Raw genomic sequence first — 22,940 nt, 5'->3', positions numbered from 1 at the left:
CACGGCCGCGAGCGCGTCGGCCGCGACGCTCAGCGCGACGCGCCGCTTGCCGGCCGCGGGCGGCATCGGCATGCCGAGCGGCACGCGGCCGGCATCGGCCTCGTCCGGCGATGCGCGACGCACGACGAGCGGCCAGCCGCGTTCGGCCCATGTACGGGCGGACGAATCGGCGGCAAGCGCCGGATCGCGCGCGAATGCCGCGCGCCACCCCGCCGCCGTCAGCGTGACGAGCGTATGGCGGCGCAGCGGCGTGTCAGCGTGCGGCACGCGCGAGTTCCTCCACGCGCCGCGCGACGTCGGCCGCGACGGGCCGCCCGCGCGCCGCGCGGCGATCGACGCGATCGGCCGGCTTGCCGAGCCATTCGGCGACCTGCGCGTCGAGCGGGCGATCCGGATCGAGCACCGCGTCGACCGCGCCCATTTTCACGAGATTGTCGAGCCCCGGCGCGAACACCGCCGTCGAACGCGACATCTCCTTCAGCACGTCGATCGGCAGCTTCGTCACGCGCGACATCGACGGCAGGTCCATCACTTCGGGCTCCGCGCCCGGCACCGCGAGCAGCGTGCGCGTCGCGAGCGCAGTCGCGATGAACGCACCCGCCGCGGTATGCCCATACAGCACGCCGATCGTCCGATGCCCGGCGAGGTCCGCATACATCAGGCATTTCGCGAGATGCGACAGCCCTTCGTTCAGGCCGAGCAGTTCGTCGCGCTTGCTCATCCGCTGGCTGTCGCTGTCGACGAGCACGACGAGCGGCGTATCGCCGCCGCGCTCGATCGTCGCGAGCACGTGCGATGCGAGCTTCACCGCTTCGTCGATGCCGAACGGCAGACGATCGGCGACGCCGATCACGTCGACGCGCGTGCCGGCCAGCTCCGCGTGGCCGGACAGCAGGCCGCCCGCGCGCACGATCGAATGGCCGTGCGGAAACAGCGAATTCAGGACTTCATCGAGCGTCATGCGGCATCTCCTGCAGTTGATCGGCGAGCGTCGCGAATGCGTCGTCGGACATCGCGGGAATCGTTTCCGGCGCGCTCGCACCGAGCGCGCGCCATATGTCGAGCGCGTCCGCGCACGCGCCGAACCGCGCGATGCGCGCTTCGAGGCGCGCGTGCTCCGCACGCAGCATCGCCGCATCGAAGCGCGGCGCGCGGCCGATCAGCTCGAGCGCGGCCGCGCGGAACGCGGCCGGCGTATCGGCGACGTAGCAGTCCGCGCCGCCGAGCAGCCGCCGATGCTTGCCGCCCATCGTGCGCCAGATCAGCGCGCGGTCCTTCGCGTCGAATTCCTCGACGCCGCGATTGGTCTCGATCACTTCGGGGCCGGACACGCTGATGCGGCCCTGCTCCGACACGGCGAGCGCCGAGCAGCACGCCGCGAGCAGCCCGCCGCCGCCGTAGCAGCCGGCACGCCCGCCGATCAGCCCGATCACCGGAACGCCGGCCGCCCGTGCGTCGACGAGCGCGCGCATGATCTCGGCGATCGCAAGCTCGCCCGCATTTGCTTCCTGCAGCCGCACGCCGCCGGTATCGAACAGGATCAGCACCGGCTTGCCGAGCGCGTGCGCCGCGCGCAGCAACCCGGTCAGCTTCGCGCCGTGCACTTCGCCGAACGCGCCGCCCATGAAGCGGCCTTCCTGCGCGGCGACGAACACCGGCTTGCCGTCGAGGCGGCCGTGCCCGACCACCATCCCGTCGTCGAACTGCTGCGGCAGGTCGAACAGCGGCAGATGCGGGCTCGTCACGCGCTCGGCCGGCCCGAGGAATTCGTCGAAGCTGCCGGCGTCGAGCAGCGCGTCGATGCGCTGCCGCGCCGACGCCTCGTACCAGCTCGCGCCGTTCGCGACGAACGCACGCGTGTCGTGGAGCGCTTCGGTCATCGCGCACCTCCTTCGATCGCGCGCACGGCCTGCGCGAGCCGCAGCGACACCATGTCGGGCCGCGCGCCGCCGTCGTTGATCGACAGTTTCAGGCCGCCCGGCGCACGCCGTTCGACGAAGTCCGACACGACGGCCTGCCACACCGCGCCGAAGCCGACCGCGGCGGTGCGGATGTCGATCTCGCATTCGTTGCCCGGCAGCACGCGCTCGACGAGCACCTCGAGATTGCCGGACGCGACGACGCCGACGAGCGCCGTCGCACGCTCGCCTTTCGCGCGCTCGCGCGCGGTGAAGCGATAGTTCAGCTGTTCCATCCGTTCATCCTCACCAGTTGCGGAACCGGGCGGGCGGCGCATACAGACCGCCCGACCAGTGCACGAGGTCCTTGATCGAGCGCGCGGCGAGCCAGCGGCGATCGGCGTCGAGCGGATCGATGCCGAGATCCTCCGGACGGCGGATCACGCCGCGCTCGCGCAGCCGCTCGACCATCCTGCGGTCGCGGCCGCGCCCGACGTCGGTATAGCCGGCGACGCCGCGTATCGCATGCTCGCGCTCGTCGGCGTCGCGGCACATCAGCAGGTTCGCGATCCCCTCCTCGGTGACGATGTGCGTGACGTCGTCGCCGTACACCATGATCGGCGCGAGATCGAGCTGCAGCTTGTCGGCGAGCTTCAGCGCATCGAGCTTCTCGACGAACATCGGCACGTTCTTGTCGCCGAACGTCTCGCCGATCTGCACGACGAGCTTGCGGCCGCGCCGCAGCGCCGCCGGCGTGTCGGGGTCGGCCTGCGCGCCGGCCTTCAGCCACGGCTCGCTCGGATGGCGCCGGCCGCGCGCGTCGCTGCCCATATTCGGCGCGCCGCCGAAGCCCGCGATCCGCTCGGCGGTGATCGTCGACGAATGGCCCGACAGGTCGATCTGCAGCGTCGAGCCGATGAACATGTCGCATGCGTAGAGGCCGGCCGTCTGACAGAACGCGCGGTTCGAGCGCAGCGAGCCGTCGGGGCCGGTGAACCATATGTCCGAACGCGCGCGGATGTATTCGTCCATCCCGACCTCGGAGCCGAAACAGTGGATCTGCTCGACCCAGCCCGACTCGATCGCGGGAATCAGCGTCGGATGCGGGTTCAGCGCCCAGTGCGTGCACACCTTGCCCTTCAGGCCGAGCTTCTCGCCGTAAGTCGGCAGCAGCAGCTCGATCGCGGCCGTGTTGAAGCCGATTCCGTGGTTCAGCCGCCGTACGCCGTACGGCTCGTAGATGCCCTTGATCGCGAGCATCGCGGTGAGGATCTGCGTCTCGGTGATCGCCGCCGGGTCGCGCGTGAACAGCGGCTCGACGTAGAACGGGCGGCCGGCCTCGACGACGAAATGGACGCGATCGCCCGGAATGTCGACGCGCGGCACCTTGTCGACGATCCGGTCGACCTGCGCGATCACGATCCCGTCCTTGAACGCGGTGGCCTCGACGACGGTCGGCGTGTCCTCCGTGTTCGGGCCCGTATACAGATTGCCGTCGGCGTCCGCGCTGACCGCGGCGATCAGCGCGACGTGCGGCGTGAGGTCGATGAAGTAGCGCGCGAACAGTTCGAGATAGGTGTGCACCGCGCCCAGCGCGATCTTGCCGCCGAACAGCAGCTTCGCGATCCGCTGCGACTGCGGGCCCGAATACGCGAAGTCGAGCCGCTTCGCGATCCCGCGCTCGAACACGTCGAGATGCTCGGGCAGCACGACGCCCGACTGCACCATGTGCAGGTCGTGCACCTTCGCGCTGTCGACGTCGGCCAGCGCGGTCGCGAGCAGATCGGCCTGCTTCTGGTTGTCGCCTTCGAGGCACACGCGGTCGCCGGGCCGCAGCACCGCTTCGAGCAGCGCGACGGTGTCGCGCGCATCGACGCGCTTGCCGCGCGCGAATGCCGCACCTGCCGCGACGCGTGCATCGCGTGCGTGCCGCGCGTGATTCCATCCCGTCATGAACAGTTCTCCTGCTTCGATGATTCAGCGGCATTCTAAGCCTCGCGTCGCCGCCGATTGATGATGTTGACGAATGCGACTCAGAGGCCGCCGCGATGGATGCGGCCCCGTCCGGCATGCGGCCGCGGCTACGCGCCGACCAGTGCGCGCGTCGTGAAGAACAGCACCGACGGCCCGAGCAGGCAGCCGATGCCCGTGTGGAACGTCGCGACCAGCGCGCCGTACGGCACGAGCCGCCGGTCGGTCGCCGCGAGCCCCGCGCTCACGCCGCTCACGGTGCCCGCGAGGCCGCCGAAGATCATCGCGGAGCGCGGCGTCTTCAGCCCCATGAAGCCGGCCGCAACGGGCGTGCCGACCATCACGATGATCGCCTTCACGAGGCCCGTCGCGATGCTGAGCGCGATCACGTCCGAACTCGCGCCGATCGCGGCGCCCGTGACCGGCCCGACGATGTACGTGACCGCGCCCGCGCCGATCGTCGTCATGCTGACCGCATCGGTATAGCCGAACGCGCGCGCGACGCATGCGCCGACGATGAACGGCAGCACGGTGCCGAGCAGCAGCGACACGACGCCGACGAGCCCGGCCTTGCGCGCCTCGGTCGGCTGCACTTCGAACGCGGTCGCGACGATTGCGAAATCGCGCAGCATCGCGCCGCCCATCAGGCCGATGCCGGCGAACAGCGGCACGTCGGCGAGCCCTTTCTGGCCGCCGGTGAACGCGCCGCCGACGTACGCGAGCGCGAGGCCGATCACGATCGCGATCGCGGAGCCGTGCACGCGGCCGAACGTCAGCTTGCGCGACGCGATCGACGACAGCCACATGATCAGGCCGACGAGCGCGAACGACGCGACGAGCCCGTTGTGGGCAACGACTTTTTCGAGCATCTGCAGCATGGCGGCCTCCTTCACTGTTCGTCGAATTGCGGCACGCCCGCGAACGCCGTGTCGTCGTGGCCCATGCGCACGAGCACCGCGATGCAGCATGCGCAGATCGCCACCGCGCCGACCGCGGCCAGCAGCGCGACCGGGCCGCCCTTCAGCGCGGCGACGACGTTCTGGTTCGCCGCCATCGCGACGACGACCGGGATGTACATCGCGCCCCAGAAACCGACGCCCGCCTCGGTCTCCTTCGGCAGCCAGCCGCGCCGATGCAGCCACAGGCGCAGGCAGATCAGCAGCAGCATCGCGATGCCGACGCCGCCGACATTGGTTTTCACGCCGATCGCGGCGCCCAGCAGGTCGCCGAGGAACAGTCCGGCCAGATGGCAGAACGCCAGCAGCGCGGTTCCGTAGATGATCATGAGTCGTCTCCAGTCTCTTCGTGACGGGCGCGTGCCGCGTGCGGGAGCGCCCTGCACGCCGATCCCGTGCGCGGACTCGTCTCCTGCGGCGGTGCGCCGCGGCCCGGCGCGCTCGTCGTGCGAGCGCGTTCTCGGGCGGTCGATGGGATGATGCGGTTTCGGGCCGGACGCCGGATGCCGTAGACTGAGCGACGCAGGCGGCGGCACGACACGGGCTGCGCGTCCGGTGTGCCACATTTGCGCGGGCCGCACCGGGGCGTGATCCGATACTAGCGCCGCAAAATCCGGTCATTTATGAAGTTGTCGAAACCGATTCAGTGGATTTAGCAATGCGTCCGTTACCGCCCGAGCTGCTGCGCAGCTTCGTCGCCGTCGCGCAGTCCGGCAGCTTCACCGCCGCATCCGAGCGCGTAAGCCTGTCGCAGTCGACCGTCAGCCAGCACATCCGCCGTCTCGAAGAGCTGCTCGACCGGCCGCTGTTCGAGCGCGACACGCGCAACGTGCACCTGTCGCAGCATGGCGACGCGCTGCTGCGCTACGCGGTGCGCATCCTCGAACTGATGGACGAAGCCGTCACGTCGGTGTGCGGACCGCCGCTGTCGGGCAAGGTGCGGCTCGCGATGTCGGAGGATTTCGCGTCCGCGCATCTGACCGCCGCGCTCGCGAGCTTCGTGCAGCGCAATCCGGAAGTCGAGCTCGCGATCGCGACCGGCTTGTCGGGCGACCTGTTCGACGCACTCGACGAAGGCCGGCACGATCTCGTGTTCGCGAAGCGCATCGCCGGCAGCCGGCGCGGCCGCGTGATCCGCAGCGAGCCGCTGTACTGGTGCACGAGCCCCGATTCCCGGCTCACCGGCCACGAAACCGTGCTGCCGCTCGCGCTGCATCCGGAGCCGAGCGTGTCGCGCCGCCGCGTGCTCGAATCGCTCGAGGCGGTTGGACGACCTTACCGGATCGCCGTCGTGAGCAGCAGCATCGCGGTACTGCGTGCAGCGGCAAGCGCGGGGCTCGGCATCAGCGCGTTCGCCGGCTACGTGATTCCCGCCGGCCTCGCGCGGCTCGACGCCGGCCTGCCCGAGCTCGGCGAACTCGAATACGTGATCGATCGTCCGAGCGCCGCATCGCGTTCGACGCTCGCGCTCGAAGCGACGCTGATCGCGGCGGCCGCGCAGTTGTAGAACGCAGCGGCGCTGCGCGCACTGCGGCAGCTGACACGCCTGCCCGCAACGCGTCAGCGTCTGCGCAGCGGCGGCTCGCGACAATGGGGTTCGTCGGCATGCACCGCACGTCGCCGTGCATTCGCCGTCCCGCCCTGTCGATCGGAGCACGTCATGAACACCCTGCTGATGCGGTTCGCATTCGTCGCGGCGGCCGCCGCGCCGCTATCGTCGGCCTACGCGCAGACCGATGCTTCGGTGCCGCCCGCACCAGGTCTCACGCGCGCGCAAGTCGTCGCCGAACTGAAGCAAGCGTATCTCGACGGCGAGCTGCCGACCAACGACGGCAACTATCCGCCGAGCGACGCGACGCGCGCGCGCAATCGCGAGCTCGCACAGATCGCGCATCCCGCATGGGTTGCGCATGCGGAATCGGGCACACAAACAACATCCGCGCAGCAGTAGCCGGCGCGGTCGCGGCCGCGTCGATCGCGCGGCCGACCGTGCGCGTCACGGCAGAAAGCTGCGGCGACGGGCGTCGATCAGCTCGACGAGCAGCCGGTCGCGCTCGGCGGCCAGTTCCTGCATCGACCGGTCGCCCTGGATCGCGCGCAACGCGTCCGCGAGCTTGCGATCGACTTCCGCGTCGAACGACGGCGTGCCGAGATCGTTCCACCACGTGGTGATCGGGCCTTGCAGATGTTCGAGGAAATGCGCGATCCCGCCCGCGCCGCCGCCGAGGTGATAGGTCAGGCACTGGCCCATCAGCGCCCAGCGCAGACCGGGTCCCCACGCGACGGCCTTGTCCGCGTCGGCGACGCTCACGACGCCCTCGCCGACCAGGTGATACACCTCGCGGAACAACGCGGCCGCGAGCCGGTTCGCGACGTGCCCGGCCATCTCCTTGTTCAGGACGATCGTCTCCTTGCCGAGCGCGTCGTAGAACGCCTTCACGCGCGCGATCACGTTCTTGTCCGTCGCGGCGCCGCCGACCAGCTCGACGAGCGGAATCAGATGCGGCGGATTGAACGGATGCGCGATCACGCAGCGTTCCGGATGCTTCGCGCATGCGGTCTGAATGTCGGACATCTTCAGCCCCGACGAACTCGACGCGATCGGCACGTGCGCGGGCAGCACGTCGTCCATCTGCCGATACAGCGCGCGCTTCACGTCGAGCCGCTCGGGACCGTTCTCCTGCACGAGATCGACGTCGGCGAGCGCGCGCGACAGATCGGCGTCGAACGACAAGCGCGCACCGAGTGCGGCCGCGTCCGGTCCGAGCAAGCCGGCGAGCGCGTCGTGCAGCTTCTCGTTCGCGTGCGGTGCGGGGTCGGTCGCGACGACGTCGAAGCCCTTCGACAGATAGAAAGCGGCCCAGCTCGCGCCGATCACGCCGGTCCCGACGATCGCGATGCGTTGAATGTCCATGTCCGTCCTGTCTCCGTGGTGGGTGGATAGCGCGCCGATTGTCGCATCGAATCGCGGGCATGCGCGCCGGCCGGCGATCGAGCCGGCCGTCGATATCGTCGACAACGCGCACGGCGTCGCGCCGTGGGCCGGCCTCGCCGGCGTGCCGCGCGACGATTTCGGCATCAGCGCGCACGACGACAGGCTGACGATCGAAGCCGATACGCGCATCGACACGTTGGCCGATCTGCGCGTACGGCATGCGGAAGTGGAAGTCCGTGCGCCGCGCTTCGCGTGCACGTTCACGCCGGGCGCGGGCACGACACGCCGCGAATCGGCACGAACCTGCGCGACGGCGTGCTCGCGCTGACGATCCCGCGTCGCGACGCAATGCGGCCGCGGCGCATCGAGGTCGGGGTCGGCAACGCGTCACGAATCGTGCTCCGGCGCGCACCGGCACGTCGCGGCCTGCACGAAAAAGCCCCGCCGGGCGCGATGCCCGGCGGGGCTTTCCTGAAACGTGTTGCGTGCGCTGCGGCGATCTCAATCGAAATCGAACAGGTCGAACATCGACTTCTTCCGACGTCGGCCATCGTGCCGGTGACGATCGTCGTACGAACGTCCGTCCCTGCCCCAGCCGTCGTGATCGTGCGCATCGCGCCGCGCCGGCGGGTCGTCGCGGCGCGGCGGCGCTTCGCCGGTATCGCGCGCGATCAGCTTGTCGAGTTCGCCGCGATCGAGCCATACGCCGCGGCACGTCGGACAGTAGTCGATCTCGATCGACTGGCGCTCGGCCATCAGCAGGTCGGGCGTCTTGCAGACGGGACATTTCATCGCGTTCCTCCTTTGCGTGCGAAATGGTTACGAATCCGGGCGAGCCGGCGTCCGGCACTGGATCGCCGGCTCGCCCGGATAGTCAACGACCTTCGGTCTGCGCGGCACGCTTGGCCTTCGCGCGCCGCGCGAGCATGTTCATGCCCTCGACGAACGCGGAGAACGCCATCGCCGCGTAGATATAGCCCTTCGGCACGTGCGAGCCGAAACCTTCGGCGATCAGCGTCATCCCGATCACGACGAGGAACGACAGCGCGAGCATCACGACGGTCGGATTGCGGTCGATGAAGCGCGCGAGCGGCTGCGCGGCAAACAGCATCACGGTCACGGCGGCGATCACCGCGACGAACATGATCGGGATGTGCTCCGTCATGCCGATCGCGGTCACGATGCTGTCGATCGAGAACACGAGGTCCAGCATCAGGATCTGGCCGATCGCGGCCCACATCGTGAGGCCCGCTGCGCCGCCGGCCGAACCTGCGTCGGCACCGTCGTGCGATACGTGGTGATGCATCTCCGTCGTCGCCTTCCACACGAGGAACAGGCCGCCCGACAGCAGGATCATGTCGCGCCACGAGAACGCGTGGTCGAAGAGCGTGAACACGGGTTCGGTGAGCCGCGCGATCCACGCGACGGTGCCGAGCAGCGCGAGCCGCATCACGAGCGCGAGCCCGATGCCGATGCGCTGCGTGCGTGCGCGCTGCGCTTCGGGCAGCTTGTTGCTGAGGATCGAGATAAAGATCAGGTTGTCGATGCCGAGCACGACTTCCATCACGACGAGCGTCAGGAGCGCGGCCCAGACGGCCGGATCGGCGGCAAGCGTCAGCAGGTAGTCCATGAAATGGGTCATACGAAAGTGGAAAGCCCGATGATATGCCGCATCGCACTTCGTAAAAATCAGAGACAATCTGCTCTTTGGTTCGCTTTTTTCGAAGATTCGATCCGATGCTCAATTTCCGACATCTGTTTTATTTCTGGGTCGTCGTGAAGGAAGGCGGCTTCGCGCGCGCGGCCGAGCGGCTCGACATGGCCGTGCAGACGATCAGCGCGCAGGTGCGCGAGCTCGAGAAATCGCTCGGCCATCAGCTGCTGCGCCCGGCCGGACGCGGCGTCGCGATGACCGACGCCGGTCAGGCCGCGTACGCGCGCGCCGAAGCGATCTTCGAGATGGGGCGGCTGATTCCCGACGAAGTGCGTGCGGCCGCGAGCCGGCCGACCGTGCGGCTCGCGGTCGGCCTCGCGGACGGGATCTCGAAGCTCGCCGCACACGCGATCCTCGCGCCGGTGCTCGATACGCCGACGCTGCGGCTGCTCTGTCACGAAGGCGAGCCCGACGCGCTGCTCGCCGAGCTGGCGCTCCATCATCTGGATCTCGTGCTGGCCGGCCAGCCCGCGCCGTCCGATTCGAACCTGCGCGTGACGAGCGAGCGGCTCGTCGCGTCGCCGGTCGACTGGTACGGGCCTGCCGCGCTGGTCACGACCGCCGCGCGGCAGCGCTTTCCGGCCTGCCTCGCCGAGCTGCCGGTGCTGTTGCCGACCGCGCATTCGGCGCTGCGCATGCGCCTCGATCTGTGGCTCGAGCGCGAGCGCGTCGTGCCGCGCGTGGTCGGGGAATTCGAAGACAGCGCGCTGATGGCCGTCTTCGCCGCGCGCGGCCTCGGCGTGTTTCCGCTCAGCGAACTCGGCGCGAACGACGCGTCGCTGCTGCGCGGGCTGCGGCGGCTCGGGCGCGCCGGCGACGTGACCGAGGAGATCCACGCGATCCGCTCGCGGCGCGGCGAACACCATCCGCTGACGTCGCAATTGCTCGCCGCGGCGGCCGGCTGAAGCGAGCGCGACATCAAACGAAACTATAATAGCGCCCCGGCCATACGAGATCGGCACCCGCGCCGCGCGGGCACCGTCGTTGCGCGACTGCTCGCCGGCACCTCGCGCGGCGCCCTGCACGCATCTCGCCGAGCCTTTTGAAAGACGCCATGCACAACCGATTTCGCCTGTTTTCCGTTTCGTGCGCGTTCGCGGCCGCGACCGTGCTGGCGGCGTGCTCGTCGCCGCCGAAGCCGATCTACCAGCAAGAGCAGTTCGATGCGACGAGCAGCCCGTATGCGCACACGTTCCGCGCGAAGTCCGATGCGGCCTGCGAGGCCGCGCGCCGCGCGCTGCTGAGTCAGGGCTACGTCGTGTCGTCGTCGCGCAACGACGCGGTCGACGGCAGCAAGAACTTCCAGCCGAGCAACGACATGCACGTCGTGATCGAGTTTCACGTCGTGTGTGCGGACGCGAATGCGGACGGTTCGTCGAGCATCGCGTACGTGAACGCGGTGCAGGACCGCTATACGCTGAAGAAATCGAATACGTCGGCGAGCGTCGGACTCAGCGTGTTCGGGTCGCTGTCGCTGCCGATCGGCTCGAGCGACGACGCGCTCGTGAAGACGGCCAGCGAAACGATCCCGGCCGGCGTGTTCTACGAGCGTTTCTTCAACCTCGTCGAGCACTTCCTGAAGATCGACCCGGCGCGGCGCGATCGCGCGACCGTGAAGGCGGCCGAGAAGGAAGCGGTCACACCGCTGCCCGAACCCGCGCCGACGCCGCAGGGCGAACCGATGAAGATGACGACGCCCGTCGTGCCGACACCGCCCGCGCCGCCGGTACCGCTTTCGGCGCCGAGCGTCGCGCCGGCGTCCGGCGCGTCGGCGGTGCCCGCTGCACCTTCGTCGGTGGTCGCGCCGGGCGTGATGCGCGCCGCGACGCCGGGCGCCGCATCGGCGCCGGTCGGTTCGGCCGCGGCCGCGGCGGCTCCGGTGGCGGCTTCTGCTGCCGTGCCGGCTGCCGTGGCTGCGCCGGCTTCCGGCCCGAACCCGGCGTCGAAACCTGCCGCTCCGGCACCGGCCACCGCAGCGTCGGCGCCGGCGCCGACACCTGCGTCGCCGGCATCGGCCGCATCGGCGCCTGCACCGGCGAATGCGTCGCCCGCGCCTGCCGCCAACGCGCCGACACCGTCGACCGATTCCGCTCCGGCGCCCGCGGTCGCGAGCGCGCCGGCCGCGAACTGACGACCCGCTCCATTTCGCCGCACGGCGCGCTTCGTCCGACGCCGCGCGACGGATCCACGACTGCTGTCGCGACAGCGCCGTCGCGCGCCGCATCCTGAATCACGTCATCCCGGCACTCAGCACGCGCCGCCCTTCCCCGTTTCACGCGGCGTCGCGTGACCGGCGTGTCCGGCGCGTCGCCGCCAGCGCACGCCGCACGCCGACACGGCAATCGACCTTTCAAATCCATGACGCCGCGGTATTTTTAAATTGGCACCCAAAACGGCCGTTTAACGCCATTTAGAACCATACGTCCCCGAAATATACTTCGCGCGCATCCGATACCCTCGTGCCAAAGAGAGGATGCATTCGCGCCCCGGTCACGGCCCCCCTGTGACCGGGGCTTTTTTTCGCGCCGCGCCGCATCGGCCAAGGCCCGGCACGGGCCGAGCGGCCGGCGCCGCCGATGCGCCGACGCCGGCGGCCCGTTCCCGCGGCCGCCGCATTATTGACATCGACTCAAGATAATTTCGTCCGGATGCGGCTTTTTCATCAAAAGTCGCGCTGGCACACTTCACGCTGTTCCCCGACGGCCGCGTGCCGTCGTCTACCGCTTACAGGAGCCTACCGCGTGACTGCCACGACTTCCTCCCGTTCCGCCGCCGGCCGCAGCGCCGCGCTGCCGCTGCTCGCGCTGGCCGCCGGCGCGTTCGGCATCGGCACGACCGAATTTTCGCCGATGGGTCTGCTGCCCGTGATCGCCGACGGCGTGCACGTGTCGATTCCGCAAGCCGGCATGCTGATCAGCGCATACGCGATCGGCGTGATGGTCGGCGCACCGCTGATGACGCTGCTGCTCGCACGCTGGCCGCGTCGCTCGGCGCTGATCGCGCTGATGACGATCTTCACGATCGGCAACCTGCTGTCGGCCGTCGCGCCGAACTACACGACGCTGCTGCTCGCGCGGCTCGTGACGAGCCTCAATCACGGCGCGTTCTTCGGGCTCGGCTCGGTGGTCGCGGCGAGCCTCGTGCCGCGCGACAAGCAGGCGAGCGCCGTCGCGACGATGTTCATGGGGCTCACGATCGCGAACGTCGGCGGCGTGCCGGCCGCCACGTGGCTCGGCCAGATCATCGGCTGGCGCATGTCGTTCGCGGCAACGGCCGCCCTCGGGCTGATCGCGATCGCCGGCCTGTTCGCCGCGCTGCCGAAAGGCGAAGCCGGCAAGATGCCGAACCTGCGTGCCGAGCTGTCGGTACTCACGCGGCCGGTCGTGCTCGGCGCACTGCTGACGACGGTGCTCGGCGCCGGCGCGATGTTCACGCTGTACACGTACGTCGCACCGTCGCTCGAACACCTGACCGGCGCGACGCCCGGCTTCGTGACCGCGATGCTCGTGCTGATCGGCGTCGGGTTCTCGATCGGCAACATCGCGGGCGGCCGCCTCGCCGATCGCTCGCTCGACGGCAGCCTCGTCGGCTTTCTGTTGCTGCTGATCGCGACGATGGCCGCCTTTCCGCTGCTCGCCGGCACGCACGCCGGCGCGGCCGCCACGCTGCTCGTATGGGGCGTCGCGACGTTCGCGGTGGTGCCGCCGCTGCAGATGCGCGTGATGCGCGCGGCGTCCGAAGCGCCGGGCCTCGCGTCGGCCGTCAACATCGGCGCGTTCAACCTCGGCAACGCACTCGGCGCCGCGGCCGGCGGCGCCGCGATCTCGGCCGGCTTCGGCTATGCGGCCGTGCCGCTCGTCGGCGGACTGATCGCCGCGGCAGGCCTCGCGCTGGTCGTGCTGCAGGTCGCGCAGCGCCGCCGTTCGCCGGTCGCCGCGCGTTCGTAACTGCGCACCCGCCGGCATGCGCCGGCTTGCGCTCGCCCATACGACGACACCCGCACCGGCATCCGGTGCGGGCGTCGTACATCGTGAGCCGCGTCAGCGGCGGGCCGCGCATCGACCGTCAGCGCGCGGCCGCGAATCCGCCGAAGAACGCGCGCGCGTTCGCGTCGAGGCTGTCCAGGTGATAGCCGCCTTCCTGCACGACGACCGTCGGCAAACGCAACGCGCCGATCGCGCCGCCGAGCCGCGCGAAACCGTCGGTCGTCACCGCGACCTGCGACTGCGGATCGTCGCGGTAGATATCGAAGCCGAGCGCGAGCACGAGCGCGTCGGGCTCGAAGCGCGCCAGCACGCGCAGCGCGTCGTCGAGGCGCTCGAAGAACGTCGACTCCGGCGCGCCGTGCGGCATCGGCAGATTGACGTTGAAGCCGTCGCCGGCGCCGGCGCCCGTCTCGTCTTCATAGCCGGCGACGACCGGATAGAAATTCGTCGGGTCGCCGTGGATCGACACGTACAGCACGTCGTCGCGGCCGTAGAAGATTTCCTGCACGCCCTGCCCGTGATGCATGTCGGTGTCGAGTATCGCGACGCGCCGGTGGCGCGCGAGCAGCGACTGCGCGGCGATCGCCGCGTTGTTCAGATAGCAGAACCCGCCGGCCGCGTCGCGACGCGCGTGATGGCCGGGCGGCCGGCACAGCGCATATGCGTCGCGCGCGCCGTCGTTGACGTCGGCCGTGGCCGCGAGCGCGCTCTGCGCGGACCAGTACGCGGCGCGCCACGTGTTCGCGCCGATCGGGCAGCTGCCGTCGGCCAGATAGCGGGCGGCTTTCGCGAGCACGCCGCGCAGCGGGTTCGGGTCGCGCACGAAGATGTTCGACATCACTTCGTCGCCCCAGTCGTCCGGCATGCGCTTCCAGTCGCGATGCGCGTCCTCGAGAAAGCGCAGGTAATTCATGTCGTGCACGGCCGCGATCGGCGCAGTGCCGCGATCGGCCGGCTCGCGCACGTCGAAGTCGAGCGCGCGCACGGCCGCGACGAGCCGCGCCGCGCGCTCGGGCACTTCCTGCGGCTCGCGCATCCGGCCGCGCGACAGATACGTGCGCGGATGGTGCAGCAATTGTTCGGGATGGAAATACGTGTTCATCATCGGTCCTCGTCCGTCGAATGGCATGATGCGCGGCGCGCGAGCGCGGCCGCGCCGATGCCGGCCGCGACGCCCGCACGCGCGAGTACCGCATGCAGCAGCACGTTCGTGCCGCGCGTCACGTCGTCGGGCAACGCATCCTCGGCTTCGTTGTGCGACAGTCCGCCGACGCACGGAATGAACACCATCGCGGTCGGAAAGCGGCGCGCGAGCACGATCGCGTCGTGACCGGCGCCGCTGACGATCCGCTCGTGCGTATAGCCGAACGCGGCGGCGGCGTGCGCGACGAGCGCCACGCATTCGGCGTCGAACGGCGTCGCCGGGCTGCGCCAGCAGGTGTCGATCGCGACCTGTACGCCGCGCGCGGCCGCGACGCGCGCACACGCGTCGCGCAGCTCGCGCTCCATCGCATCGACCTGCGCGTCGTCGTGATGGCGCAGGTCGACGGTGAACGTCAGGTCGCCGGCAATCGTGTTGCGCGACGCGTGGCGAATGTCGATCTGCCCGATCGTCGCGAGCCCGCGCGGCGCGTAACCGGCGACGATCCGCTCGAGTTCGAGCGCGATCTGCGCGGTCGCGAAACACGCGTCCTTGCGATACGGCATCGGCGTCGTGCCCGCATGCGCGGCCACGCCGGTCACGGTCACGTCGAGCCAGCGGATCGCCTGCCCGCCCGTCACGATGCCGATCGTCGTGCCGTTCGCCTCGAGCACGGGCCCCTGTTCGATGTGCGCTTCGAAATACGCGTCGATCGCGCCGCCGATCGCGCGCGTGCCGCGATAGCCGCATGCGTCCAGCGCATCGCCGAGCGCGATGCCGTCGGCGTCCCGCTTCGCGAGCGCGTCGTCGAGCGGCAGCGCGCCGGTGAATACGGCCGAGCCGAGCATGGCCGGTGCGAAGCGCGCGCCTTCCTCGTTGGTCCACGACACGATCTCGAGCGGCTTGTCGGTCGCGATGCGCGCATCGTTCAGCGTGCGCACGAGTTCGAGCGCGGCGAGCACGCCGTACACGCCGTCGAAGCGGCCGCCTTCCGGCTGCGTGTCGAGATGGCTGCCGATCAGCACCGGCGCCGCGTGCGCGTCGATGCCGTCGCGCCGCGCGAACAGGTTGCCGACCGCGTCGACGCTCACCGTCATGCCCGCGTCGCGGCACCACTGCGCGAACAGGTCGCGGCCGCGGCGGTCTTCGTCGGTCAGCGCGAGGCGCCGCACGCCGCCGCGCGGCGTCGCGCCGACGCGCGCCATCTCCGTCAGGCTGCGCCACAAGCGCGCGCCGTCGATTTCCAGCAGGTCTTTCATCGGGATTCCGTTCGAATGGACAAGTTGTCGTTCAGTGCGAACCGAGCGCCTCGGCGCCGGCCGGCTGCGCGGCACGACGCGCGTCGAGCGCGACGATGCACGCGAGCGAGATGCCGGCCAGGCACGTGTAGAACAGCGCGAGCGGCCACCACTGACCGGCGAAGCGATGCGCGAGCCACGTGCCGACGAGCGGCGTCAGGCCGCCGGCGATCGCACCGCAGATCTGATACGCGAGCGAGATCGCCGAATAGCGGACGTGCGCGGGAAACACGCCGCTCACGAAGCCGGCGATTACCGAATAGAAGCCCGACATGCAGACCACCGCGAGCGCGATGCCGGTCACCAGCGACGCGGACGTGCCGCCCTGCACGAGCACGAACATCGGATACGGCGACAGCATCGCGAGCAGCGCGGCGAGCTTCAGGAAGCGTGCGCCGCCGATGCGCTCCGCGATCCACGCGGCGAGCGGCTGCGCGAAGAACTGGATGATCGCGACCGCGAACAGGCTGTCGAGAATCAGCGAACGCGACACGCCGACGTACTGCGTCGTGTAAGCGATCATGAACGTGTTCGTGAAGTACACGCCCGCGATCCCGATCGTGTTCGCGCCGATGCAGAGCAGCACGAGCGCCGACGCGGAACGGAACACCTCCGCGACCGGCAGCTTCACGGTGCGCTTCGCCTCCTTCACGCGCGCGAACTCCGGCGACTCGTTCACGCCGAGCCGGATCAGGATGCCGACGACGAGCAGCACCGAGCTCGCAAGAAACGGCAGACGCCAGCCCCACGCGAGGAAATCGGCCTTGTCCATCGACGTGGCCGCACGAAACGCTACGAGCGACAGGATCAGCCCGGCCGGGCTGCCGAGCTGCGCGAACGACGCGAAGAACGTGCGGCGCCCTTGCGGCGCGTGTTCGCCGGCCATCAGCACCGCGCCGCCCCACTCGCCGCCAACCGCGATCCCCTGCACGATGCGCAGCACGACGAGCAGCACCGGCGCGACGATGCCGACCTTCGAGTAGTCGGGCAGCAACCCGACGCAGACCGTCGCGACGCCCATCATCATCAGCGTCGTCATCAGCGCCTTCTTGCGGCCGATGCGGTCGCCGAGATGGCCGAACACGACGCCGCCGAGCGGCCGTGCGAAGAAGCCGACCGCGAACGTCGCGAACGACGCCATCGTGCTGACGAACGGATCATGCGACGGAAAATAGAGTTCGCCGAACACGAGCGCCGCGGCGGTCGCGTAGATGTAGAAGTCGTACCACTCGATCATCGTGCCGATGAACGCGGCGGTGGCGGCGCGGGCCGGCTGGCGGCCGGACGGAAGGGACTGGGTCATGGTGGCTCCTGACGCGCGCCGCGCTGCGGCGGCGACGCGCAATATCGTGGTGGCCGGCCGTCTGTCGCGGCCTCGCGCCGCACGCTGCGGCGCCCCTCCTTTATCGGCGACCGCAAATCATTAGTCAAATTTCAAGTTATTATTCGCCGTATAAATTCTCCTAATACCTTTGCCGACGCTTCGACCGGAGACACGATGCGCGCCGACCTCACGCCTTTTCTGAACGACCGTCTCGACTGGAACCTGCTGCGCACGTATCTGGTGATCATGCAGGAGCGCAGCGTGAGCCGCGCGGCGGCGCGGCTGCACGTCACGCAGCCGGCCGTGAGCCAGGCGCTGCGCCGGCTCGAAGACACGCTGCAGCGCCGGCTCATCGAGCGGCGCGGCGCGCATTTCGCCCCCACGCCGGCCGGCGAAGCCGTGTACCGGATCGCGACCGACATCTACGGCGGCATCTCGCGCCTCGAAACCGATCTCGACGACCGAACCGCCGATCTGACCGGGTCGATCCGGCTGCTGACCGTGAGCCGCATCGAATCGCCGGTGTACGACGAATTCCTCGCGGATTTCCATCGCGCGTATCCGCGCATCGACCTGCAGATCGACGTGATGCGTTCGTCGGACATCCTGTCGTCGCTGCTGCAGAAGACCGCAACCGCGGGGCTCGCGCTGTGCCGCACGCCGCACGACAAGCTCGAGATGCGCTGCTTTCTGCGCCAGCGCTATGCAATCTATTGCGGCCGCCATCACCGGCTGTTCGGGCAGACGCAACTGCGGATGGACGACCTGCTCGCAGAGAATTTCGTGTCGTTTACCAGCGACCAGATCGGCGACAGCCTGTCGCCGCTCACCGTGTTTCGCGACCAGAAGGGTTTCACCGGGCGCATCGTCGCGTCGTCGCCGAGCCTCGACGAAGTGCGCCGGCTGATTTTCGCGGGCTACGGAATCGGCTGCCTGCCCGAACACATCGTGCGCGACGACATCGTGCAGCAGCGGCTGTGGCGGCTGCCGCCCGACGACGGGCTCGTCGACGTCGACGTCTTCCTGCTGTGGCATCGCGACCGCAAGATGAATGCGGCCGAGCACGCGTTCCTCGATGCGATGGAGCGCTGCATGCAGCGCCATTCGCTCGCGGAGCGGCTCGGGAAGTGAGCGCGCGAGCGCTCGTCGGCGACAGCGCTCGCGCGATGCATCGTCGCGCAGCGGCGTTGCGGATGCGGACGTGGATGCGAACGCCGCGTCAGTGCGGAAGCTCGCCGCGCTCGAGCGGCAGAATCAGCCGCTCCGGAATGCTGCGTCGCGACGCGCGCGCACCGATGTAATACAGCACCGCCGGCACGATCAGGCCGAGGATCCACGAGATGTCGGTGCCGCCGAGCGCATCGACGAGCGGCCCCGTGTAGATGTGCGTCGACATGAACGGCAGCTGCACGAGAATGCCGATCACGTAGATCGCGATCGCCATCGCGTTCCAGCGTCCGTAGCGGCCGTCCGGATCGGACAGCGCCGGCACATCGTAGCGCGAACGCGTGAAGCAGTAGTAGTCGACCAGATTGATCGCGCTCCACGGCGTGAAGAACGCGAGCAGGAACAGGATGAACGCGGTGAACTCCTTCAGGAACGAGTGACGGCCCGCGAGCGCGATCAGCGTCGACACGCAGATCATTCCGAAGATGTAAACGAGACGGCTGCGCGACGATACCGCCTGCTTGCCGCGAAAACCGCTGACGATCGTCGCCATCGACATGAAGCTGCCGTACGCGTTCAGCGCAGTGACCGTCACCTTGCCGAACGCGATGCTGAAGTACAGCAGCGCGGCCACGGCGCCCGTCGAGCCGAGCCCGACGATATACGACACTTCATGGTGCGCGAACCGGCTGCCGGCCAGTGCGGCCGCGAATACGCCGAACACCATCGCCGCCTGCGCGCCGATCACCGAGCCGAGGCCGACCGCGACGAACGTGCCGGCCGACGACGTCGAGCGCGGCAGATAGCGCGAATAGTCGGCGACGTACGGGCCGAACGCAATCTGCCACGATGCGGACAGCGACATCGACAGCAGGAAGCTCGCGAGCGAGAAATGGCGGTTCGCGAGCAGCGCACCAACATCATGGTTCGCGAACAGCTGCGCGAACATGTAGACGAACGCGACGACGCCGACCACGCTCGCAATGCGGCCGACGAAGTGGATCGCGCGATAGCCGAACACGGTCAGCACGACGATCACCGCCGCGAACAGCAGAATGCCGGCCGCGTCGTCGACGTGCAGCAGCTGCGCGACCGCCTGCCCCGCGAGCACCGAGCCACTTGCAGAAAAGCCGATATACATCACGCACACGAGCACGATCGGGATCATCGCGCCATAGACGCCGAACTGCACGCGGCTCGAGATCATCTGCGGCAGTCCGAGCTGCGGCCCTTGCGCGCCGTGCAGCGCCATCACTGCGCCGCCGACGAGTTGACCGAGCAGCAGCGCGATCAGCGACCAGAACACGTCGCCGCCGAGCACGACGGCCAATGCACCGGTGACGATCGCGGTGATCTGCAGGTTCGCCGACAGCCATAACGTGAACTGGCTCGGCAGCCCGCCGTGACGCTCGGCGTCGGGAATGAAATCGATCGAGCGGACTTCGATCAGGGCGCCGGCTTTTGCTCTGGGATTCGTTGACACGGATAAATCTCCAAGATACTCAGGACGCGTACGGTTTGAACGGAACAGGCAACGTGCCGAGCCGCCCTTTCGGCTCTTCGGGTGCTGGGCGCCGTGGACCGCCGGCATGCGCGACGCACGCATTGTCTGCACGGTGGCGCTACGCGGCGCGATGCGTGCCGACATTGCCAGCGGATAATCTTGTATATACAACTTGTGCGGTATCGGGAATTACCCGTGATCGCGTGATTTTTGAAATCGTCCGAGGCTTCGGCGAAACGGCCGATGGAATCGCGAAAGCGACCGGTTTGAAAACCGACAGATCAAGCCGGCGCGCACCGACATGCCGTGCGCGTTCCGGACCGTCAGGATGCGGTCGGCGGCCGCGGCGTCATTGCGTGGGCCGGTCACCGTCCGGCCGCGATGACGACGGTTTCGGACGAGCCGGTCGGATGCGACGACATGCGCGCCCGGCCGTGCGTCGAGCCCGGGATCGAGCAGCGCGCAACGCGCAACACTGTCCGCTCGAACGGCAGGCGTTGTCGCAGACGATCGACGCGATGGATGGACTTTATCGGCACGTCACGGCGAGCGGAATCGAAACGCATGCGCGGCGTGATCGCATTTCACGATCGCCGCGCGGCACGAAAATCGAAAGCCGCGCGACACCGACGATTACCCGCCGGTTGTCGGTCGACGTCGAACGATGCTCGACAGTCGCGTGGTGCGGTTGTCTACGCAATCGGCAAGTGTCGCGGTGAGTTGCACATCTCGATGGCTGGCGGCTAGAACGATGATCGTGTCCATCGCCGACAACCGGTATCTTGTCAGCAAAATGGCGATCCATGAACCGAGAATCGAAATGTTCATGGATCGCGCAAAAAATGCTGATTAAGCGAGCACTGGAATCGGACTATCTATCAGCGCACCCAGTAGACGCTCACAGCCACGTCGCTGTAACCGCTCTCTTTCTGGTAGTCTTTCTCGGCGCCGATGTTGACGAATAATCCTTTCCCAACGGCCGCGGGCGGATACCATTCCAACATCATCTCGCCTGCTTTGCTGTCATCGATGCTGATACAGAAGTTATTTCCATTCGACGACGAAGTCTTGCCCGTTTCATAAACATGAACCACGCCATTGTTACCCGCCGGCAATGAAATCGGCGTCGCCTCCTTGCCGTCGATCCACACATGTACGGTTCTGTTCCATTGCTCCGTGTTCATGGCGGCGACGTAGACGGTGGTATTTGCCGGGACATCCCAACAGCACTTCCGGCCGGTCCGAAGTCCGCTCGGCGTCGGTGTCGGTGCAGGCGTCGGCGTCGTGGGTGTCGGCGTGGGCGTGGGCGTGGGCGTCGTCGGTGTCGGCGTGGGCGCGGGTGCGGGCGTCGCATCGATGTATCGCCATTGTTGCTGCGTTTCCTTCGCGAAACTCTTGTAACCCCAGACACCGTAGAGTCCGTTCGAAGTTCCCGACGGCGGCCCATAATAGACGCCCAAATAGGCTTGCTGTCCGGAATTCTTCAGGTAAAAAATATCGGTTTCTCGCAGGGTATCGCCTTTCATACCGTCGGGTACGACAATTTCCCACTGCAACGATTCGTCTGAAGCGATGCGATTCGTAACTGCCTGGATCGTGGCCAGGCTGGAATCGTACGGGATGGCACACAGATATCCGCCACCAGCCGACGCGTTGGACAGTTTGACAATATCTCCTATTTTCACTTCCGGGCCTTGCCCGCCAATCGCCGATTCGATCTTCCATGTACCGGACGACCCGTCGCGATCCGTGGAGCGGGTCGTCACCACATAATATTCTTGATCATCGATCGGATTATTGCGGTCGAGATAATCTCCGTTCGCCACATCGTACATATTCTGCAGATGAATGGTGCTACCGTAATTCAAATTGCTCATTATTGCCTCGTTGATTTTAATGGACCATAAGAAATGCCGGAATTCACGTCATCATGGAGAGGCTCAAGGGCATTCGTTAAGGTTGCCATCCGGGATGGATACATGTCCCCATTGCGTTCTCGGTGTTCGAATTTGGGGAAATTGGGAGGATATTGATCTGCTACGAAGCCATGATGCACCTCCGGTCGAATAAACGAAGTTGGACAAAATGACACGCACCACAGATGAGAACGCACTGAGCTTCCCTCGCAATTCAAAGCCGATCGCCGAGCTCCGGCGGCGAGCGTGCGAACGGGCGATTCCCTTCGGCGCATTCGCGCCGGAGATTCGGAAGATCATTTGCGCTCCGAACGCCATTGAGTCAGCGCATTATGTGTGCGGCGTGGAAGGCTCCATAACTCACAGAATTGATAGTTTCCGTTCGCGCGAGCGCATGTTCCATGGAGCTTTGACGAGCCAGCGTTCCAAGCTCCCGCGCGGACGCTGTGCACGAAGTCGCGGTTCCAGGCCGCATGGGGCGGCGTGGCGGCTGGCACGCGTATGTCGTCGACGCAACGACGTCGCCACCGGATGCTGAGTTGCAAGGCGCGCCGCGTTCGTCGCACGCGCAACTCGCTCAACGCCAGCCGGACCGACATCCGGCGATAGCCGAAGCGCCGCGCTTGTTGCGCGGCCAATAGCTTCTCGCCCGGGCTCCGAGCCTTCTTCGGTTGCTTGAGCGTACAGGTCGCCACTCGGCGGCTCAGCCGCAGGTAGCGACATGCGTTGCGCTGCGAGCGCCCCTCACGCGCGAACCTTCTCGCTCGCACAGCACATGCACGCGCCGGTAGCCGTACCGAACGCGCGTCCGGGCGATTTCACGCATGCGTTGACGCAGTGCCGTCTGGCGGATCCTTGACACTGCGATAGTAGTGCGTACCGCGAACGTCCTTGACCAGCCGGCACGCCGGCTGTCGGAAGACGGGAGGGATCCGCGATGTCGCTCACCGCACAAATTTCGATCGTGCGGACGGCTTTATTCAAGCAATTGATTTACGAGAATTTGTGCAGGATTCGGCGCCGGCCAGCCCGACATACTCGCCGCTCGTGGAGCGGGAGCTTCATTTTTTCTGGCCGTCGGGGTCGACCGTGCGCGACATCACGACAGAGGAATAGTGGATGGTGCCGGG

Annotated in this window: 21 protein-coding genes and 4 pseudogenes; 7 read left to right on the top strand and 18 right to left on the bottom strand. The window is 67.9% G+C overall.

Going from position 1 to position 22,940, the window contains the following annotated elements; all coding sequences use genetic code 11:
• From BUB20358_RS19965 to madL, 7 genes and pseudogenes are all read right to left on the bottom strand, one after another.
• A pseudogene (locus BUB20358_RS19965) lies at positions 1-267 on the bottom strand (phosphoribosyl-dephospho-CoA transferase MdcG domain-containing protein); the annotation flags it as partial.
• On the bottom strand, positions 254-961 hold the full coding sequence (mdcE, locus tag BUB20358_RS19960; RefSeq protein ID WP_035972661.1) for a biotin-independent malonate decarboxylase subunit gamma: 708 nt from the start codon (positions 959-961) through the stop codon (positions 254-256). The gene mdcE and the pseudogene BUB20358_RS19965, both read right to left, overlap by 14 nt.
• Positions 948-1,880 (bottom strand): biotin-independent malonate decarboxylase subunit beta, encoded by a 933-nt coding sequence (locus BUB20358_RS19955; protein WP_035972662.1) that lies wholly within the window; start codon positions 1,878-1,880, stop codon positions 948-950. The genes mdcE and BUB20358_RS19955 overlap by 14 nt, the downstream gene beginning before the upstream one ends.
• Positions 1,877-2,194, bottom strand: coding sequence for a malonate decarboxylase acyl carrier protein (gene mdcC / locus BUB20358_RS19950; protein ID WP_035972663.1), 318 nt, complete (start codon positions 2,192-2,194; stop codon positions 1,877-1,879). Before mdcC ends, BUB20358_RS19955 begins: the two co-directional genes overlap by 4 nt.
• A 10-nt stretch (positions 2,195-2,204) precedes the next feature.
• On the bottom strand, positions 2,205-3,851 hold the full coding sequence (gene mdcA / locus BUB20358_RS19945; RefSeq protein ID WP_006764672.1) for a malonate decarboxylase subunit alpha: 1,647 nt from the start codon (positions 3,849-3,851) through the stop codon (positions 2,205-2,207).
• Between the two features lie 128 nt (positions 3,852-3,979).
• A complete protein-coding gene (gene madM / locus BUB20358_RS19940; RefSeq protein ID WP_006764673.1) occupies positions 3,980-4,747 on the bottom strand; it encodes a malonate transporter subunit MadM in 768 nt (255 codons plus the stop codon).
• Positions 4,748-4,758: 11 nt separating this feature from the next.
• Complete coding sequence (gene madL / locus BUB20358_RS19935; RefSeq protein WP_035972665.1) at positions 4,759-5,154, bottom strand: malonate transporter subunit MadL; 396 nt, start codon at positions 5,152-5,154, stop codon at positions 4,759-4,761.
• A gap of 329 nt (positions 5,155-5,483) precedes the next feature.
• Between madL and BUB20358_RS19930 the strand changes: the two genes are divergently transcribed.
• Positions 5,484-6,332: a LysR substrate-binding domain-containing protein gene (locus BUB20358_RS19930; protein WP_035972666.1), complete on the top strand. Its 849-nt coding sequence runs from the start codon at positions 5,484-5,486 to the stop codon at positions 6,330-6,332.
• A 153-nt stretch (positions 6,333-6,485) separates the two neighbouring features.
• A complete protein-coding gene (locus tag BUB20358_RS19925) occupies positions 6,486-6,776 on the top strand; it encodes a DUF4148 domain-containing protein (protein ID WP_006764676.1) in 291 nt (96 codons plus the stop codon).
• Positions 6,777-6,821: 45 nt separating this feature from the next.
• On the opposite strand, the gene BUB20358_RS19920 is transcribed toward BUB20358_RS19925, so the two are convergent.
• Complete coding sequence (locus BUB20358_RS19920) at positions 6,822-7,739, bottom strand: 3-hydroxyacyl-CoA dehydrogenase NAD-binding domain-containing protein (RefSeq protein ID WP_006764677.1); 918 nt, start codon at positions 7,737-7,739, stop codon at positions 6,822-6,824.
• Between BUB20358_RS19920 and BUB20358_RS19915 the strand changes: the two are divergent.
• Positions 7,732-8,147, top strand: a pseudogene (locus tag BUB20358_RS19915) (Hsp20/alpha crystallin family protein); the annotation flags it as partial. The gene BUB20358_RS19920 and the pseudogene BUB20358_RS19915 overlap by 8 nt on opposite strands.
• Positions 8,148-8,261: 114 nt before the next feature.
• Here the strand turns inward: BUB20358_RS19915 and BUB20358_RS19910 are convergent.
• Positions 8,262-8,552: a TFIIB-type zinc ribbon-containing protein gene (locus tag BUB20358_RS19910; protein ID WP_035972667.1), complete on the bottom strand. Its 291-nt coding sequence runs from the start codon at positions 8,550-8,552 to the stop codon at positions 8,262-8,264.
• Positions 8,553-8,634: 82 nt separating this feature from the next.
• Positions 8,635-9,390: a TerC family protein gene (locus BUB20358_RS19905; RefSeq protein ID WP_035972668.1), complete on the bottom strand. Its 756-nt coding sequence runs from the start codon at positions 9,388-9,390 to the stop codon at positions 8,635-8,637.
• Between the two features lie 107 nt (positions 9,391-9,497).
• Between BUB20358_RS19905 and BUB20358_RS19900 the strand changes: the two genes are divergently transcribed.
• The 3 genes from BUB20358_RS19900 (at position 9,498) to BUB20358_RS19890 (ending at position 13,421) form a co-directional block, all read left to right on the top strand.
• Positions 9,498-10,379, top strand: coding sequence for a LysR family transcriptional regulator (locus BUB20358_RS19900; protein ID WP_035972670.1), 882 nt, complete (start codon positions 9,498-9,500; stop codon positions 10,377-10,379).
• Positions 10,380-10,528: 149 nt separating this feature from the next.
• On the top strand, positions 10,529-11,605 hold the full coding sequence (locus BUB20358_RS19895) for a DUF2242 domain-containing protein (RefSeq protein WP_035972672.1): 1,077 nt from the start codon (positions 10,529-10,531) through the stop codon (positions 11,603-11,605).
• Between the two features lie 610 nt (positions 11,606-12,215).
• A complete protein-coding gene (locus BUB20358_RS19890) occupies positions 12,216-13,421 on the top strand; it encodes an MFS transporter (protein WP_006764682.1) in 1,206 nt (401 codons plus the stop codon).
• A gap of 118 nt (positions 13,422-13,539) precedes the next feature.
• Here the strand turns inward: BUB20358_RS19890 and BUB20358_RS19885 are convergent, their stop codons facing one another.
• Genes BUB20358_RS19885 through BUB20358_RS19875 form a run of 3 tightly spaced genes read right to left on the bottom strand, consistent with a single transcriptional unit; the run spans position 13,540 to position 17,202 of the window.
• A complete protein-coding gene (locus tag BUB20358_RS19885) occupies positions 13,540-14,562 on the bottom strand; it encodes a histone deacetylase family protein (protein WP_006764683.1) in 1,023 nt (340 codons plus the stop codon).
• Entirely contained in the window at positions 14,562-15,860 is a 1,299-nt protein-coding gene (locus tag BUB20358_RS19880; RefSeq protein ID WP_035972674.1) for a Zn-dependent hydrolase, read from the bottom strand. Before BUB20358_RS19880 ends, BUB20358_RS19885 begins: the two co-directional genes overlap by 1 nt.
• A 31-nt stretch (positions 15,861-15,891) precedes the next feature.
• Positions 15,892-17,202 (bottom strand): MFS transporter, encoded by a 1,311-nt coding sequence (locus BUB20358_RS19875; protein ID WP_006764685.1) that lies wholly within the window; start codon positions 17,200-17,202, stop codon positions 15,892-15,894.
• Positions 17,203-17,397: 195 nt separating this feature from the next.
• Between BUB20358_RS19875 and BUB20358_RS19870 the strand changes: the two genes are divergently transcribed.
• Entirely contained in the window at positions 17,398-18,354 is a 957-nt protein-coding gene (locus BUB20358_RS19870) for a LysR family transcriptional regulator (protein WP_006764686.1), read from the top strand.
• Positions 18,355-18,442: 88 nt separating this feature from the next.
• Here BUB20358_RS19870 and BUB20358_RS19865 read toward each other — a convergent pair whose 3' ends face one another.
• The 5 genes and pseudogenes from BUB20358_RS19865 to BUB20358_RS28595 form a co-directional block, all read right to left on the bottom strand.
• Positions 18,443-19,873, bottom strand: coding sequence for a purine-cytosine permease family protein (locus BUB20358_RS19865; protein ID WP_035972676.1), 1,431 nt, complete (start codon positions 19,871-19,873; stop codon positions 18,443-18,445).
• A gap of 386 nt (positions 19,874-20,259) precedes the next feature.
• The gene (locus BUB20358_RS19860) at positions 20,260-20,460 is read right to left on the bottom strand and encodes a hypothetical protein (RefSeq protein ID WP_123806845.1); all 201 of its coding nucleotides are present in this window, start codon (positions 20,458-20,460) and stop codon (positions 20,260-20,262) included.
• Between the two features lie 312 nt (positions 20,461-20,772).
• Positions 20,773-21,771, bottom strand: coding sequence for a hypothetical protein (locus BUB20358_RS19855; protein WP_081293601.1), 999 nt, complete (start codon positions 21,769-21,771; stop codon positions 20,773-20,775).
• Between the two features lie 485 nt (positions 21,772-22,256).
• A pseudogene (locus BUB20358_RS28455) lies at positions 22,257-22,559 on the bottom strand (IS3-like element ISBcen23 family transposase); the annotation flags it as partial.
• Positions 22,556-22,761: pseudogene (locus tag BUB20358_RS28595) on the bottom strand (IS3-like element ISBcen22 family transposase); the annotation flags it as partial. The pseudogenes BUB20358_RS28595 and BUB20358_RS28455, both read right to left, overlap by 4 nt.
• Positions 22,762-22,940: the final 179 nt, after the last annotated feature.

Source organism: Burkholderia dolosa (genome assembly GCF_902499135.1).
In the GTDB taxonomy this organism is placed as follows: Bacteria; Pseudomonadota; Gammaproteobacteria; order Burkholderiales; family Burkholderiaceae; genus Burkholderia; species Burkholderia dolosa.
The sequence above is the reverse complement of the archived record's forward strand: the minus strand, read 5'-3'. Positions and strand labels throughout refer to the sequence as shown.